Below are 14,718 nucleotides of genomic sequence, written 5' to 3' on the forward strand. Positions count from 1 at the left end.
ACGATTTTTGTGCCACAATGTCAAGTTTTTTTGATGTTAATTTTCCTTTTGATGATATCTTTTTCCTTTTGGAGTGCTGAAACTCTAAACTCTAGGAGAATACGTTACAACTCAAATTGCATATTTCCAAAAAAATTAAAGATGCCTTTGCTGTTTTGCCAGTGCGATGGATTGTCGAGAGAACCTTTGCTTGGCTTGGGAATTTCAGGCGTTTGTCCAAAGATTATGAAATCCTCGCCAATTCCGCGGAGAATATGGTTCGTATCGCCATGATTCAAATTACAATTGCTAAATGTGTTTAATCTTTAACCAGACAGGCTCTTAATTGGTCAGGGACACAGCAGCCAGGAAATCGCCAAGTTACTTGGCCGCAGCGTTAAAACAATCGAAACTCACCGCTTTAATATTCGAACCAAGTTGAATCTGAAAGACAGCACCGATCTGATACGTTATGCCACGCGCGGGGTAAGTGGGCAACAATAGATCCGTTAATCACCCGATTACAGCTTCAACGTGCATCTTTTTTATTGATAGAATCATAATGATCGTGGCTATGAGTCTTATCGTCGAGCAGATGTGAATGAATCAAATTTCCGTGACGATGTAAATTGGACTGCAGGAGGATTTTTTCCCGTATATGTCTGGCCAGAACGGAAAAACAAAATATAAGCGCGCCAAACAATACAATTGTTGCACCTGAAGCAACATTAAAAAAATAGCTCAAAAACATACCACCGGCACCGATCATAACGCCAATTAAAACGGAATATAACTGCATCATACTGAACCGGTCCGTCAGCATGCGTGCTGTCATTGCAGGCATAATCAATGCTGCTGCAATCATGGTTACACCCACGATATTCATGGCAACAATGACCGATAAGGTGAGCAATAGCGCAAAAAGTAATTGCAGCGCCCCTGTTCTGATACCGAAAATCTGCGCAGCTTCTCCATCAAAAGTGGCAAAAAGCAACGGCCTGTAAAATAGAAACATGATGCATAGTGTCACCGCTGCAACCAGCCCGATAATGATCAAATCACCGTCTGTTATACCCAGAATGTTGCCAAACAATGCTGCCTCAAGACTTTTGTTTAGATTGCGCTGCTGGCTAATGACCGCTACACCAAGCGCAAAAACAGCTGTTGTGACAATACCGATAGCTGCATCTGATTTGATTTTTCTGTTTTTTGTCAACTGATTAATCATTAATGCAGCAAACAGGCCCATAGCCCCGGCGCCTATATAAAAATTGAAATTGAATACGAATCCAATCACGGCGCCCCCAAAAGCGGCATGAGACAAACCGTGACCGACATAACTCATACCCCGCAGGACAACATGCACGCCAACCAGCCCGCACAAAGCACCAACCAAAACAGCAGCTATCAGCCCGTGCCGGAAAAATTCGTAAGATAACGGTTCCAGAAAAAACTGCATTGATACTATCGATCGTAATTGAATTTTAATGGCGTACTATTGGCTATTAAATGATAATCTCCATGTTTAATTATAATAATGTCGCTACCATAGGTTTGGGTGAGAATATCGTTGGTAAAAATATCGTGCGGCCGACCTTCAGCAACGATACCATTGTTAAAACAAATTACCCAGGGCAAATGAGAGGCGACAGCATTCAAATCGTGCGTTGTCAGTATTACAGTCATCCCCTGGCTGTTGATGTCGCCTAGCAGATGGAGAACCTCATGTTGCGTCTTAATATCCACGCCGGAAGTTGGCTCATCAAGCACTAACAGACTGGGGTTGCTGATCAAGGCACGTGCCAGAAACGCGCGCTGGCGCTGCCCGCCGGAGGTGTGTGAAATATGCTGCCGCAGACAATTATAAATGCCCAGTTTTCCAGCCAGATCCTCGACGCGTTCGCGTTCCTCTTTACTCTGCCAGGGCAGTAAACGCCGGCCAGTATAAAGCCCCATCATAATGACGTCTTCAACGGTAACTGGAAAATTCCAGTCAACACTCTCCAGCTGGGGTATATAACCGATTCTTTTGCTTTGGACGCGGTCAACCGGTTGGCCGTTCAAGAGCACCTGACCGCAGAATACCGTTTGCACACCCAGTATTGTTTTAAGCAACGTCGTTTTTCCGCAACCGGTTGGGCCGACTATGCCGACAAACCGGCCTGACTCAATTTGAAGGGATAAACGCGTAAAAACGACATTATTTTCGTAACTGGTTGTAACATCGATTAACTGTATGGCGGGATTCATCCCGCAACTGAATCAATCAAATTGCTGACATCAACATGACTGACGCATGCCGGGTTACCGCCTAACGCTTCAGTCATTATTACAATGTTGTTGACCATCATGCCAATAAATGAATGATTCGGTTTTTCCGGCAGTTCATCATCCGATAATTCATCAACAAACCTGGCGCCCGATTCGCGGGCGATCTGCTCCATTATTTTACTGGGAAAAACTTCGGAACCAAAAATTGCCGGAATTTTTTCACGTCTGATCTGCTCGATGATATGCACAATATCACGAGGACCCGGCTCCGTGAAACTGGCCGGCTGTATTGCCGCAATAACTTCCATTCCATAGCGGGGAGCAAAATAGGCAAATGAATCATGATAAGTGACCAGTTTGCGGTTATTTTCCGGAATGGTTTCGATACATGCAAAAATAGCCTGATCAAGTCGCTCCAACTTGGATATATATGCAGAAGCATTTGAAACATACGAATCAGCATGCCGGGAATCATGCTCCGCCAGCCTATCACGGACAATCTCTGCGTACCGGATAGTCAGTGCAATGTTCGGCCACAGATGTGGATTGGGATTGCCTTGTTCTTTTGGAAAACTGAAATCATACTGCCATTCTTCCTCGGGTAACGTTTCGTTCGCCAGCCGCACAATCGGTGTATTGGATTTTCTTACTTTTTCAGCCAGCCTGATTGTCGGCACCTCGAGACTCATTCCATTAACAAAAATAATATCTGCATGCGCCAGTGTTCTGGCATCAGACGGAACAGGTTCAAACGTGTGCGAATCCGTCCCGTTGGGAACGATACCGGAAACTGTTACCAGCGTACCGCCGATATTTTCTACAATATTCGTTATTGGCGGTACGGTTGTTACAATACGCAGCATCTTTTTCGAATCATCAGCATGGATCAGATTTGTAGTCAGCAGCAGCGTTGCAAATAACCAAACCTGTCTGCTCGCAAATGGAAGTAATATGTTCATGTGAGTTTTTAGTTTTTCTCTGTAGCGCGATGTATTCGCTGACGCGCCGGAATTGGGGCTAACGGACCATGGGCATGGCTGTGACTATGGCCATCCCCGTGGCTGTGATCATGTTCGCCGTGATGATGGTGCCCTCCCGAACTGTACGCACCGAGCTCTGGTTCGAATTGCGCCGACTCTTCAACTACTGCTGCACCGAGCCCCTCCAGCATTTCTTTTAGCACGCTGTCCCGGTGAATCCGCAAAAAACCATTTCCCACCTGGGTAACAGTATGACGATTACCAAGATGAAAAGCGCAGCGTAACAGGTCATGAGCTGAATTACAGGTGATACGATACGTGGGTTCCTCGGCGGATATGATTTGAACAACCTTACCATCATCGCTGCTGAACAGGTCGTTATTATGCAACACTGTTCCGCGTTGCGTAATAATGGCTAACTCCTCGCCCGAAGCCAGTGCAGTTCGTAAACGGCTGTTTACTCGTAACTCATATGGCAAAAGCAGCTGCGCGTACATCGAATCAGCGTGCGACACTTTGTTATTCAAAATAAGCATTAATATTCCCTTAATACCGTTACCTAATCATTCGATTGCTATTACAATTTTTAACCACGTTATACCGTCAAAACAAATGCGTGAGCTAGAAAAACATAATCCACTGCTTTTTCATTTTGCCGTTTTTGGAATCACCAGAACCGGTATTTTGGCCATTCTTAGGACTTTTTGCACAGTACTGCCGACAAACAAACTGCCCAACGCACCTCTTCCCTGTCCCGTCATCACGATCATATCGATAGCATTGTCATCTGCATATGCACATATTTCAGCCGCTACATCCTCATCGCAAACAACTACATCAGTCGTTACGTCTGTGTCGCTAAAAAACTGGCGGGCAACAGATTCAAGTTTTTCTCTTGTTTGCTCCAAAACTTTTTTACGATAATCCTGTATTGCGCCTGGGTCCGGTATCTGTTTCAACAGATCGGGCGGCACATCACCGGTTTGCAGAATACTTATTAGCGTAATCCGGTATCCCTGCATTTTTGCTGCATAGATCAGAGCAGCGAATGACACGTCGGAGAAATCTGTAGTAACCAATAGTTTTTTTGTTTCCATTTCTGGCAAGCCTATTCATTAAATTAAAAATACAGATCTTAATCAAGGTTTCATTGTTTCAGTCAACTGACGACAGCGATTTAAAATTCATACTTTTTTTCGGTGCCTGAAATTCGCCAGCACCTGATCACTGGTACTGCAGCATGTATGAATAGCAGAACTGACGCTGTGGCCTGTTACTAGTACTATCAATATGATATTGCCAGGTACAGCGTTGCCGTGGTGTTATGAAGCAAGGCACAGTACGCGGGAAAGGGTTGTTCCCTTTTCAAGTACTGTAACACAGCTGCAGGACACCACGGTAACGCCCTGTGGGTGAGCTTGTCAGCGTCCATGGGCTGCGTTGTGTCTTTTGGTAATAGAACGACTATTTCCTGCAAAACACACCTTGCCATGAACACTGACAAGCTCACTGAACCCGACAATATCATATTGATAGTACTAATAGACTGCAACTTGTGTAAAACTGTCAATACTTTCTATTTGCTACCATAGCTGTCCTGCTGTTTCTTACGATATCACGCAAGCTGATGCGGCCAGACAACTGTGCCATGTCGATGGCAACAAACCGCGACCAGCGAATTGCTTTTCGAAAAGCCCGGCCTGAATGATGACGATTAATCAGAGACTCAAATTCATGTATCAAACTAATTTTAGAATTTGAGAAAGGATTGTATTACAATGTGCCATGATCCGATTCTTTCATCTTGTTCAATAGGTTATGCAAAACGATATTGTAACGATTTTGGTTGAATCGAACCTTCTTACTCATGCGTTAACGGGACAGCAGTTGCTTGTGTATCAAAATACTGGTCATCAGATTAATTCGGTAAAGTGTAAAAAATAATATGAAAAAAAATTTTTTTTCAAATATTGAGTTAAAACAAGAAGCACAACAAAGGCGTTTATTACTCAAAATGACGACGGCATCCATGCTCGGCATGGGTCTACCGCTATCGGGCACGGTAAATGCAATGTCTGGTTTGGTTAAAATGCCGCCTATTCCAGAGAATGTGTTAAACCCAGTAGCAGCACTTGAACGTTTGATGAAAGGAAATGAGCGATATGTAACGAACAACTCGACGCCGTTAAATTTCAAGGATGAACGCTTTGATTTGGTCAGAGGACAAAATCCATTTGCTTGTATTCTGAGTTGCTCGGATTCCCGTGTGAGTCCGGAATTCTGTTTCGATGAACAGCGTGGTGATCTGTTTGTTGCACGTGTTGCCGGCAACTACATCACGACAGATTTTATTGCAACACTGGAATATGCTGCCGCTGTTTTGCATGTCCCATTGATCATGGTGTTGGGTCATGAAAGCTGCGGCGCGATCAAAGCCGCTATTGATGCGACCGATAACTACGAGCAGTTTCCAGGACACATCCAGTCAATAGCTACAGCACTAACTCCAGCTGTTCGAGCTGTACGCAAAACCCCGCATTATGTTGGCAATAACCGTTATTTCGATATTGTTAAAAAGAATGTTGTTTTAAACGTTGAAGAATTAAGAAAACAACCACCGATTCTAAGTCAGCTGGTTGACAGCAAAAAACTTAAAATCGTCGGCGGCGTCTATCATTTAAATACAGGCAAGGTTGAGTTGATCGCTTAGTACCCGTAATTTAAAGGTTCCCGACACATCATTAAAATGATAAAAACCGAATAAGTTCAAACCGACACAAAATAGTTTCATAACACTTTTTGCACAAATTATTTTTCAGCGTGCGTTCAGACCGAGATCAGCCAAAAAAGCTGGTCAACAGTTCCATAACTCATTAACCTCTAGACCAGCGGATTACTGTGTGTATGTGACAAATGCTCGTGAGTATGATGTTCCTGCTTGATTTCAACCGGAACCATGAAAAGTTTGCCATGCCGAACACCGCGTGTAGCAATGATCTGATTTGCAAAATCAGATACCTTTTGAATTGTACCCCGCAAAATGACTACTTCAAGACAGTTATGATGATCCATATGAACATGCAAACTGGATAAAGTCAAATCATGTTGGCTATGTTGTACTGACGTAATTCGATTTGCGAGATCATTTTCATGATGATTATAAATATAGCTGAGTGAAGCAATACAGTAACCCTCATTTTCATTCTTGAGATGCTCTTTTTCAAGTAGCTCCCGAATCATATCACGCACCGCTTCAGAGCGATTGGTATAACCTCTAGATTGCATCAGCGCGTCAAACTGGGCTGATAGCTGATCGTCCAGTGAAATAGTAAAGCGTTTCATTTGTAATTTAATCAATTGTTAAAATTAAAATTCTTGCTTATGTCAACGCATCAATCGACAAAAATAAAATCCCGATTGCAGATCAATCAAATATTCACGTTCAGTTTACAACAATATCAGACCATTCCCCGCCTCTATATCTTCTTCAGACCACAAACTTTCTGTTGAGATTCTCTTCTGCAAACAGATGAACAGCTTTCTTAAGTTCCACGATAAATAGCCGTTACATATAAATACAGCGATACCTGAATAAATTATTTATTCTGAGCTGTTGCCATAAGTATGGCTTTTCAAAGTAACGCTAATACCGGTTACAGTTGGTCACTAGCTACTTTATTACTTGCTATCCATAAAGATAGTATGAAATGTTAATTAATCTAAAAGCTTATGTTAATTACACTTGCCAGTTCCAATACAGCTTTAATTACGCATTGGGAAAAATGTATTTTTGGTTTGTCATCCTCCACTACTGTTAATAATCCTAGGCAGTTAAAAGATCGAATTATCAGAACAAACCCGGATTTGCTTTTACTGGACTATGCGTTCTTTGGACAGGATCTTCAAAAAGAAATTCTGAATATAACTAGTTTGAATTCCAAACTGAAAATCATCATTTTCGGTCCCGAAATCGATGATAACGAAGAATGGGTATTATTTAAATGCGGTGCTCGGGGAAATTGTCACTATGACATGGATTCAAAACAAATTAATCAGGCAATCAAAGCTGTTCAAAAGGGAGAATTGTGGATTCGGCGCTCGCTGACAAGTTATATGCTACAAGAACTGGTGGAAGTCACTCTGGAAAAAGACAGAATAGAAACCGCCATCCATGATCTGCTATCAAACCTAACCAAGCGAGAATATGAAATTGCTACTCTGGTTGGGCGCGGTGAAAGCAACAAAAGAATCGCAAATCGACTGGAAATCACAGAGCGTACTGTGAAGGCACATTTGACTGAAATCTTTCGAAAACTTCAAATCACGGATCGTATAAAACTTGCCCTGATGATGAAAGACACTGTATCTTCACTCAAACCATCTCAGGCAAATCAAGCTTTTCGCGATCCAACTTTTTTTGCCTAACCTAACGAATTATATCCCAAATTTTTTATGCGTTGATCAATTAAGCTGTTTACTTAACAGATCCAGGATTCCGTTTAGCGCCTTGATTACAGATTGGCGTCTGATTGATTCTCGATCACCTTTGAAAATACATGTCTTACTAATCAAAACATCATTTTTCTGCAGCCATGCAAAACATACTGTTCCAACAGGCTTGGCTTTACTTCCACCATCAGGCCCGGCAATTCCGGTTATCGCTACACTTATCTGAGCATGACTGTTTTTCTGGGCGCCAATAGCCATATCTTTCGCCGTTTCCTCGGAAACAGCACCAAACTCACTTAATGTATCCAGACTGACATTAAGCAGCTCATTTTTTGACAAGTTACTATAGGTTATAAACCCGCGCTCATACCACGCAGAGCTTCCAGCTATAGCTGTAACAGCCTGACCAAGCCAACCACCGGTACACGATTCCGCACTGACCAGAAACAATCCTCTCTGTTGAAGACTTTCACCTACCTTGGCCGCCAGATGAATAATAACATGTTCATTATCATCGGGTTGTACATAGCCAATGCTCATCCTGTTTCCAATACTATTTAAAAATATGTTTCAAACAAAATCCAGGCCTTCCATCCCGACAAACACAAAAGAGTAAAAAAAGCAGCAATGATATCGTCCAACATGACACCAAAACCACCTTTCAGACACCGATCATAATACCGAATAGGTTGTGGCTTAACGATATCAAAAAAACGAAAAAGCACAAACGCAGCAAGTTGCCACGCCAGACCCGCTGGCGTAAAGTACAATACCAGTAAAAACGCAACGGTTTCATCCCATACCATGCCGCCATGGTCTGAAACTCCCAATGCTTTTCCGGTTACACCACAAGCCCAAATACCGACAATAAAAAATATGTCAATTAGTAACAACAGATGTATAGGGTTAAAGTAATGCTCAAGTATCCAAAACAATGGAAATGCGAACAACGTACCGACTGTACCCGGTGCCTTCGGACTTAATCCAAAGCCGCCTGAGAAGGCTATAAAATAGGCTGGATGTTTGCAAACAAATACGATATCTGGCTGTACTACCCTCAATTCTTTACTGTTGTCGCTAATAGTGTTGTACGTATTAGGTAGCAAAATGGTCATACCCCTTTTTTTGCATTATAACCTCTTTACCCTGCGCATCAATCACTGACAGGCCTGTACCTTGTTTAATCTCTCCAATAACCGAGAGTGGAACCCGCAATACCTGTGAAATTTGCTCAATGACGCTGTTGTTGTTTTTGGGCGCTGTAAAACAGAGCTCATAATCATCTCCTCCTGTCAGCAGGCATTCCAGAGCCAATGATGAAGACATATGTTGTTTCATTACTCGCGAGCATGGCACAGCATCCAGTTTTATCTCCGCAGCACATGTTGAGCAGGTCAGGATATGCCCAAGATCGGCCAGTAATCCATCAGAAATATCTATAGCGCTATGTGCCAGATCAACAAGATGCTGACCCAGTTCAACACGCGCCTTTGGTGTGTGCAAAGCAGGCATACAATGATTCATTTCGCTTTGAGACAATCTTATGATCCCTAGTGTATGTTTAAGTGCCAAAGCAGCATCACCGAGATAGCCAGAAACCCAGATATCATCGCCCGGCTTTGCGCCGTCGCGCCGTAAGTAACGTTTTTCTCTAACTTCTCCCATAATCTGCACGCATATATTAAGTGCACCACCCGTTGTATCGCCGCCAATCAATGCAACTTGATACGTTCTCGCCAAGTCAAGGAAACCGCTTGCAAATTGACTCAACCAGACCGGATGTGTTTCATTCAGATTTTCTGGCAGTGTTAATGAAAGCATTACCCACCGTGGCTTTGCTCCCATCGCAGCCATATCGGACAAGTTGACAGCTAATGATTTATACCCAAGCTTATAAGGATCTGCATTTTCAAAAAAATGCCGTCCCGAAACCAGGGTATCCGCCGAAACAACCAGCTGCATGTCTGGCGTTGGCGATACGACCGCAGCATCATCGCCAATCCCAAGATCAACATCCGCTACCGGCCGTTTGAAATATCGCTGGATAATATCGAATTCAGACAGCTTTGTTTGAGACACTTGCGCTAAAATTCAAAAATTACTACGGTATATTGAAACAACTACTTCTTTGACTCGATTTCGACAGCACGTATTTTCAACGCCAGCTTATCCAGTACACCATTGACATATTTGTATCCATCGCTGCCGCCATATGTCCGTGCCAATTCTATCGCTTCATTAATAATGGCTCGGTACGGTACCTCCAGAAAATGAACAAGCTCATAGGTGCTTAACAACAAAATTGCGTATTCAACCGGGCTGAGTTCTGATAATGTCCTGTCAAGAAACGGTTGTATCGTGTTTTCGAGCGTGCTGATATCACTCAAAACACCCTTGAACAGATTTGTGAAGAATTGCTCATCCGTACGGATGAATTCCCTTGACTGACGCAATTGCGCCTCGATGGTACCGGCCGATCCGCCAGCTAGACGCCACTGGTAAATTCCCTGTAATACAAATTCCCGCGCCATCCGACGACGGCTTTTACACCTTACGGTTTTTTTCTGGACGGATGATTGCATTTCAGTCAACACTGTATTCATCCAGTTTAATCAACAAATTCCCCATTTCTACCGCAGCCCTCGCCGCCTCCATACCTTTCTGACTCATGCGTTCAATAGACTGATCCTCGGTATCAGTCGTCAAAACGCCATTTGCTACCGGTATTTCCGTTTCCAGCTGTACCTGCATAATTCCTCGCGCAGATTCGTTTGCCACCACTTCAAAATGATAAGTTTCGCCACGAATAACTGCACCTAAAGCAATCAATACATCAAACTGATTTGAATAAGCCAGTTTCAGTAATGAAGCAGGTATTTCCAGTGCACCTGGAACTGTTACCAGTAAAATATCCGCATCCTGAACACCAAGTTTTTTCAACTCGGCAGTGCATGCGCCAAGCAGACCCTCCCCTATATCTATGTTAAACCGGCTCATTACAATGCCGACACGCAAACCTTCGCCATCTAGATCAGGTTCAAACTCCAGTATATCGTCATAGTAAGCCATTGTTACTCCTCTCGGTATCTAATATTTTCCATTTTAAATTTTCGGGAAGAAGACCGCATTGTTTCAAATAAGCGAACGAATCTTGCCGTAACCGCATTCAACCATCAACATAGCTGATCACCTCTAGGCCGAAACCTGTAACACTGGGCATTTTCCTCGGTGTTGCCAACAGCCGCATTTTTCCGACATTCAAGTCTTTCAATATCTGTGCTCCTATACCATGATCGCGTAAATCGGACTTGTTCCGATCCGAATAACCCGTCTGTTTTAGCTGAATACGTTCAATCAATTTATCCGCATTTTCCTCACTGCGTAAAAACACGATAACACCACATCCCGCATCAGCTATCATTTTCATGGACTCATAAATACTCCAGGAATGCGTTTTATCGTTAGTATCCAACAAATCTATCACGGATAGAGGTTCATGCACGCGAACCAAAGTTTCAATATCAGGCGATATATTTCCTTTTGACAAGGCAAGATGGATCATACCGGCTGTCTCGTCACGATAAGCAGTCAGAAAAAATTGACCATATACTGTTTCAATGTTGCGTGCTGCAATCCTTTTGATCAAGCTTTCTGTCAGGCTGCGATATTGGATTAAATCAACAATTGTACCGATTTTGAGTTGATGTTTTCCAGCAAACTCGAATAGATCAGGTAATCTCGCCATACTGCCATCAGTCTTCAGAATCTCACAAATTACTGATGCAGATGTCAGACCGGCCATTCTGGCAAGATCACAGCCTGCTTCAGTGTGACCTGCCCTTGCAAGTACCCCGCCTTTTTGTGCCATCAACGGAAAAATATGGCCCGGCTGAACAATGTCCTCGGCTTGTGCATCCGCTCTGACAGCTGCCCGTATCGTTGTAGCACGATCAGCTGCCGAAATACCCGTAGTCACACCGCTTGCAGCCTCGATAGACAATGTGAAGTTGGTACCATGTGGTGAACGATTAGCAGACACCATCAACGGTAGATTTAATCGACGGCAGCGCTCTTCTGTTAAGGTCAGACAAATCAATCCTCTACCATGAGTTGCCATGAAATTAATAGCTTCTGGCGTCACAAAATCAGCTGCAATAACCAGATCACCTTCATTTTCCCGATCTTCTTCGTCGACCAGAATAACCATTCTACCCGACTTTATTTCGGAAATTATTTCTTCAACGGTACTGATTTTCATTTTCCAGATTCCTTGAATACTCTGATAACCGCTCGATATAACGTGCCAGCATGTCCACCTCCAAATTGACCTGTGAACCTGGTTTCAGCTCATTTAATGTCGTGTTAGACAAGGTATGCGGTATTAAATTGACGCAAAATTCTTCCTGTGTGATCCGGTTGACCGTTAAACTGACTCCGTTTACTGTTATTGAGCCTTTACAGGCAATATATCGCAGCAAATGTTTGGGAGAACGTATCGTAACCAGGTAATTATTCCCATTTGGTTCTGAAGCTTCTAACCGGGTAACTTCACCGACTGCATCGACATGCCCACTGACAAGGTGACCACCCAATCGATCAGACAAACGCAGTGCCTTTTCTAGATTTACCCGTTTGTTTATTTTATTCAGGCCGTAGGTGCAACTTAAAGTTTCCTGCGAAACATCTACCGTAAACGTTGATTCCAACAAAGCTGTTACAGTCAGACAGACTCCATTAACCGCGATACTGTCGCCGATTGATATATCACTCACATCCAAAGATCCCGGGAAGATGCCGAGGCACAAACTATTCTGACCATTAATCCTGATCTTATCAACTTGAGCTATTTCCCCGGTTGCCTGGACTATTCCTGTGAACATTGTTTCAAAAAGATAATCAGTAAAAAAATATTTAATCTTCAGTTGTAGCGCGTTTTAATATCTCGTAGTATGCCCTAACTGAATTTGTCAGCGTCACCGCTTCATCACCTCTTGCATGACCATATTTGATTTCCTCAGCGTAGTGCTGTTTGTTCAGTAATGGCAACATTTTTTTTAGATCGATCCATAAATCCGGATTTAGATTAAAGCGTCTTGCCAGTGCACGCGCGTCAATTACCCGTCCATATCCCTGATTATAGGCTGCCAGCGCCATCCAGGTACGGTCTGGCTCTGGAACATTCTCCGGAAGCTTTTCCTTTAACAGTTTTAAATATCGTGCGCCCCCAAGTATATTCATGCGTGTATCAGCAAGATTATCAATCCCCATTCTTCTTGCCGTTTCCCGCGTTAACATCATAATGCCGCTGACACCTGTTGGCGATTTAGCTCGCTGATTCCAGTGTGATTCCTGATACGCCAACGCAGCGAGCAGGCGCCAGTCGATACCGGTTATTCTGGCAGCCTGCATGAAATATTTCTTTAAAGCTGGCAGTCGTGAATGTATTTTTTTCTTAAAAAAGTAAATATCTCCAGGACTGAGCTGATAATAAGGCCCGCTATAACTATCCAGTAATTGGCCCAGCACCCCCTCCTGCTTGATCCTCTCAAAAAATTCATTGACTTTGTCAATCAACAGTTTTTCAGTATATTTAGGAAAAATCCAACGGCTGGCTGATACATCCAGTTCAAAAGCACCTTTGACTCTATGATGAAAATGATTGGCTTTTTTGATATGTAAAGAATCTGCAACTGTATAGTCAATTTCTCCTTTTTCCAGTTTTGTAAGTAATAATTCGCTCGATTGAGGAACCGCAGACCATGCCAAACCAGGTATTTTCACCTTCATTTTCTGTAACAGGTTCTCGTGCGTTGACCCCACCGGAACTTCGATCAGCTTCCCGATAAGCTGCTGTATATCTGTAGGCTCGGAACTACCCGCATTAAAAGCAATTTGATGATGTGTATGTAAATAAACCGGTCCAAGAATAAAACGATAGGTATACTGATCAGGAATATCCAGACCGATTGCAAAATGAGCCCGATGCTGCTTTAACGCTGCCAGCGCCAATTCAAGTCTGGGCATTACTATAAAACGTATTTCCAATCCAATTTCTGCAGCGAATTCATTCACTAAATCATACGTAATGCCAGAAAAATTACCTTCTGAATCAATATGAAAATTATCAGCGTGCGCAATTGTTATGACCACCAACTCATTGGTCATTGCAAAAGGTGAAACCGGTTTGTCGGACGGTATACACCCTGACAGAAAAACGCCATATAGTATAATTGTGGCAAACCGTATTTTTACTGTACACATAAATGATTGAGCCAATCGATATCAATAAAATATCTTAAATAAATAACAAATCAATCAAAACCGCAAAAAAGCAGATATATGTGAACAGTCTGAATACCTGATAATGGTGGCGCGCCCAACACGATTCGAACGTGTGACCCCCGCCTTCGGAGAGCGGTACTCTATCCAACTGAGCTATGGGCGCATGAATGAAAAATTAACCGTATCAGTAAACACGAGAGAATAACCTCTTTTCCACGAAACGTCCAATTCATACTCCTTATATAGTACAGCCAAAAGTTTATAGCGAAGCAACACCGATCATAAAATCATCTCAAACCGGATATACCAACACTGTACTGTATATTTCAAAAGACATATCTAACTTCTGTTTGTACAGACAGACAATCATACACGGGGAGAAAGCAACAGGATCCGCAATTTTCACATCCCCTCCTTTGTATTTAATCCAATAAACCATGGGCTTGTTGATCGTATACCTGAGCTCAACAAACATGCAAAAGCCAAACATAAGAGTGCTTTCAATACGACTGTTTCTTATATCGGCTGGAATTGTGGCATCGAGTCATTGTGAGTGTTTATACTGCAAGCCGTGACTGCCTGGCGATTCAGAGTATTTGCCTCTGAGTCCCGGCTTTCCTCACCTACGCCGGTACAGAGAGACGGCCTTTATCGCCCGTACTGATCATGCTGGGTTCATACTAGTTTGGTAATAGAACGACTATTTCCTGCAAGACACGCCTTGCCATGAACACTGACAAGCTCACTGAACCCGACA

At 43.0% G+C, this 14,718-nt stretch carries 18 protein-coding genes, 1 tRNA gene and 1 pseudogene; 4 read left to right on the top strand and 16 right to left on the bottom strand.

Translation table 11 applies throughout. The features are described from left to right. Positions 1 to 146: 146 nt before the first annotated feature. Together BMY62_RS16585 and BMY62_RS13465 are read left to right on the top strand one after the other, a co-directional pair. A pseudogene (locus BMY62_RS16585) lies at positions 147 to 302 on the top strand (transposase); the annotation flags it as partial. 22 nt (positions 303 to 324) lie between these two features. Beyond that, positions 325 to 483 carry a response regulator transcription factor gene (locus BMY62_RS13465; RefSeq protein ID WP_256207631.1) on the top strand — a complete coding sequence of 53 codons (159 nt, stop codon included), beginning with the start codon at positions 325 to 327 and terminating at the stop codon, positions 481 to 483. A 25-nt stretch (positions 484 to 508) separates the two neighbouring features. Here the strand turns inward: BMY62_RS13465 and BMY62_RS13470 are convergent, their stop codons facing one another. The 6 genes from BMY62_RS13470 to BMY62_RS16725 all read right to left on the bottom strand — a co-directional run bounded on the left by BMY62_RS13470 (position 509) and on the right by BMY62_RS16725 (position 4,973). Continuing rightward, the gene (locus BMY62_RS13470; RefSeq protein ID WP_090661033.1) at positions 509 to 1,438 is read right to left on the bottom strand and encodes a metal ABC transporter permease; all 930 of its coding nucleotides are present in this window, start codon (positions 1,436 to 1,438) and stop codon (positions 509 to 511) included. Between the two features lie 5 nt (positions 1,439 to 1,443). Then, positions 1,444 to 2,229 carry a metal ABC transporter ATP-binding protein gene (locus BMY62_RS13475; RefSeq protein WP_090661035.1) on the bottom strand — a complete coding sequence of 262 codons (786 nt, stop codon included), beginning with the start codon at positions 2,227 to 2,229 and terminating at the stop codon, positions 1,444 to 1,446. Further along, complete coding sequence (locus tag BMY62_RS13480) at positions 2,226 to 3,209, bottom strand: metal ABC transporter substrate-binding protein (RefSeq protein ID WP_090661037.1); 984 nt, start codon at positions 3,207 to 3,209, stop codon at positions 2,226 to 2,228. Before BMY62_RS13480 ends, BMY62_RS13475 begins: the two co-directional genes overlap by 4 nt. An 8-nt stretch (positions 3,210 to 3,217) precedes the next feature. Then, positions 3,218 to 3,766, bottom strand: coding sequence for an urease accessory protein UreE (gene ureE / locus BMY62_RS13485; protein ID WP_090661039.1), 549 nt, complete (start codon positions 3,764 to 3,766; stop codon positions 3,218 to 3,220). A 111-nt stretch (positions 3,767 to 3,877) separates the two neighbouring features. Next, the gene (locus BMY62_RS13490; protein ID WP_090661041.1) at positions 3,878 to 4,327 is read right to left on the bottom strand and encodes a universal stress protein; all 450 of its coding nucleotides are present in this window, start codon (positions 4,325 to 4,327) and stop codon (positions 3,878 to 3,880) included. Between the two features lie 469 nt (positions 4,328 to 4,796). Beyond that, positions 4,797 to 4,973: a DUF4372 domain-containing protein gene (locus BMY62_RS16725; protein ID WP_177170400.1), complete on the bottom strand. Its 177-nt coding sequence runs from the start codon at positions 4,971 to 4,973 to the stop codon at positions 4,797 to 4,799. Between the two features lie 202 nt (positions 4,974 to 5,175). On the opposite strand from BMY62_RS16725, the gene BMY62_RS13500 reads away from it, so the two are divergent. After that, the gene (locus BMY62_RS13500; protein WP_218142989.1) at positions 5,176 to 5,940 is read left to right on the top strand and encodes a carbonic anhydrase; all 765 of its coding nucleotides are present in this window, start codon (positions 5,176 to 5,178) and stop codon (positions 5,938 to 5,940) included. A gap of 170 nt (positions 5,941 to 6,110) precedes the next feature. On the opposite strand, the gene nikR is transcribed toward BMY62_RS13500, so the two are convergent. Next, positions 6,111 to 6,572 (bottom strand): nickel-responsive transcriptional regulator NikR, encoded by a 462-nt coding sequence (gene nikR, locus BMY62_RS13505; RefSeq protein WP_090661046.1) that lies wholly within the window; start codon positions 6,570 to 6,572, stop codon positions 6,111 to 6,113. 387 nt (positions 6,573 to 6,959) lie between these two features. Here nikR and BMY62_RS13510 point away from each other — a divergent pair, with 387 nt between their 5' ends. Further along, positions 6,960 to 7,655: a LuxR C-terminal-related transcriptional regulator gene (locus tag BMY62_RS13510; protein WP_090661048.1), complete on the top strand. Its 696-nt coding sequence runs from the start codon at positions 6,960 to 6,962 to the stop codon at positions 7,653 to 7,655. A gap of 36 nt (positions 7,656 to 7,691) precedes the next feature. On the opposite strand, the gene BMY62_RS13515 is transcribed toward BMY62_RS13510, so the two are convergent. The 9 genes from BMY62_RS13515 to BMY62_RS13555 all read right to left on the bottom strand — a co-directional run bounded on the left by BMY62_RS13515 (position 7,692) and on the right by BMY62_RS13555 (position 14,124). Then, positions 7,692 to 8,219, bottom strand: coding sequence for a CinA family protein (locus tag BMY62_RS13515; protein WP_090661050.1), 528 nt, complete (start codon positions 8,217 to 8,219; stop codon positions 7,692 to 7,694). 17 nt (positions 8,220 to 8,236) lie between these two features. Then, positions 8,237 to 8,794: a phosphatidylglycerophosphatase A family protein gene (locus tag BMY62_RS13520; protein WP_090661052.1), complete on the bottom strand. Its 558-nt coding sequence runs from the start codon at positions 8,792 to 8,794 to the stop codon at positions 8,237 to 8,239. Then, entirely contained in the window at positions 8,775 to 9,758 is a 984-nt protein-coding gene (thiL, locus tag BMY62_RS13525) for a thiamine-phosphate kinase (protein ID WP_256207625.1), read from the bottom strand. Before thiL ends, BMY62_RS13520 begins: the two co-directional genes overlap by 20 nt. Before the next feature lie 41 nt (positions 9,759 to 9,799). Further along, a complete protein-coding gene (gene nusB, locus BMY62_RS13530) occupies positions 9,800 to 10,210 on the bottom strand; it encodes a transcription antitermination factor NusB (RefSeq protein WP_245738838.1) in 411 nt (136 codons plus the stop codon). 52 nt (positions 10,211 to 10,262) lie between these two features. After that, positions 10,263 to 10,748, bottom strand: coding sequence for a 6,7-dimethyl-8-ribityllumazine synthase (ribH, locus tag BMY62_RS13535; protein WP_090661054.1), 486 nt, complete (start codon positions 10,746 to 10,748; stop codon positions 10,263 to 10,265). 97 nt (positions 10,749 to 10,845) lie between these two features. Then, on the bottom strand, positions 10,846 to 11,937 hold the full coding sequence (gene ribBA, locus BMY62_RS13540) for a bifunctional 3,4-dihydroxy-2-butanone-4-phosphate synthase/GTP cyclohydrolase II (RefSeq protein ID WP_090661056.1): 1,092 nt from the start codon (positions 11,935 to 11,937) through the stop codon (positions 10,846 to 10,848). Further along, entirely contained in the window at positions 11,918 to 12,559 is a 642-nt protein-coding gene (locus BMY62_RS13545) for a riboflavin synthase (protein WP_090661058.1), read from the bottom strand. The genes ribBA and BMY62_RS13545 overlap by 20 nt, the downstream gene beginning before the upstream one ends. Before the next feature lie 31 nt (positions 12,560 to 12,590). Further along, the gene (gene mltF / locus BMY62_RS13550) at positions 12,591 to 13,940 is read right to left on the bottom strand and encodes a membrane-bound lytic murein transglycosylase MltF (protein ID WP_090661060.1); all 1,350 of its coding nucleotides are present in this window, start codon (positions 13,938 to 13,940) and stop codon (positions 12,591 to 12,593) included. A gap of 107 nt (positions 13,941 to 14,047) precedes the next feature. Beyond that, positions 14,048 to 14,124, bottom strand: a tRNA-Arg gene (locus BMY62_RS13555). Positions 14,125 to 14,718: the final 594 nt, after the last annotated feature.

Source organism: Nitrosomonas marina (genome assembly GCF_900111605.1).
GTDB lineage: Bacteria > Pseudomonadota > Gammaproteobacteria > Burkholderiales > Nitrosomonadaceae > Nitrosomonas > Nitrosomonas marina_A.

Coding starts and splice junctions, on each gene's coding strand:
- BMY62_RS13500 (WP_218142989.1), top strand. CDS start 5,176: ATGAAAAAAAATTTTTTTTCAAATATTGAGTTAAAACAAGAAGCACAA.
- BMY62_RS13490 (WP_090661041.1), bottom strand. CDS start 4,327: ATGGAAACAAAAAAACTATTGGTTACTACAGATTTCTCCGACGTGTCA.
- ureE (WP_090661039.1), bottom strand. CDS start 3,766: ATGCTTATTTTGAATAACAAAGTGTCGCACGCTGATTCGATGTACGCG.
- BMY62_RS13475 (WP_090661035.1), bottom strand. CDS start 2,229: ATGAATCCCGCCATACAGTTAATCGATGTTACAACCAGTTACGAAAAT.
- BMY62_RS13515 (WP_090661050.1), bottom strand. CDS start 8,219: ATGAGCATTGGCTATGTACAACCCGATGATAATGAACATGTTATTATT.
- BMY62_RS13545 (WP_090661058.1), bottom strand. CDS start 12,559: ATGTTCACAGGAATAGTCCAGGCAACCGGGGAAATAGCTCAAGTTGAT.
- BMY62_RS13520 (WP_090661052.1), bottom strand. CDS start 8,794: ATGACCATTTTGCTACCTAATACGTACAACACTATTAGCGACAACAGT.
- BMY62_RS13510 (WP_090661048.1), top strand. CDS start 6,960: ATGTTAATTACACTTGCCAGTTCCAATACAGCTTTAATTACGCATTGG.
- mltF (WP_090661060.1), bottom strand. CDS start 13,940: ATGTGTACAGTAAAAATACGGTTTGCCACAATTATACTATATGGCGTT.
- BMY62_RS13480 (WP_090661037.1), bottom strand. CDS start 3,209: ATGAACATATTACTTCCATTTGCGAGCAGACAGGTTTGGTTATTTGCA.
- BMY62_RS13470 (WP_090661033.1), bottom strand. CDS start 1,438: ATGCAGTTTTTTCTGGAACCGTTATCTTACGAATTTTTCCGGCACGGG.
- ribH (WP_090661054.1), bottom strand. CDS start 10,748: ATGGCTTACTATGACGATATACTGGAGTTTGAACCTGATCTAGATGGC.
- nikR (WP_090661046.1), bottom strand. CDS start 6,572: ATGAAACGCTTTACTATTTCACTGGACGATCAGCTATCAGCCCAGTTT.
- ribBA (WP_090661056.1), bottom strand. CDS start 11,937: ATGAAAATCAGTACCGTTGAAGAAATAATTTCCGAAATAAAGTCGGGT.
- nusB (WP_245738838.1), bottom strand. CDS start 10,210: ATGGCGCGGGAATTTGTATTACAGGGAATTTACCAGTGGCGTCTAGCT.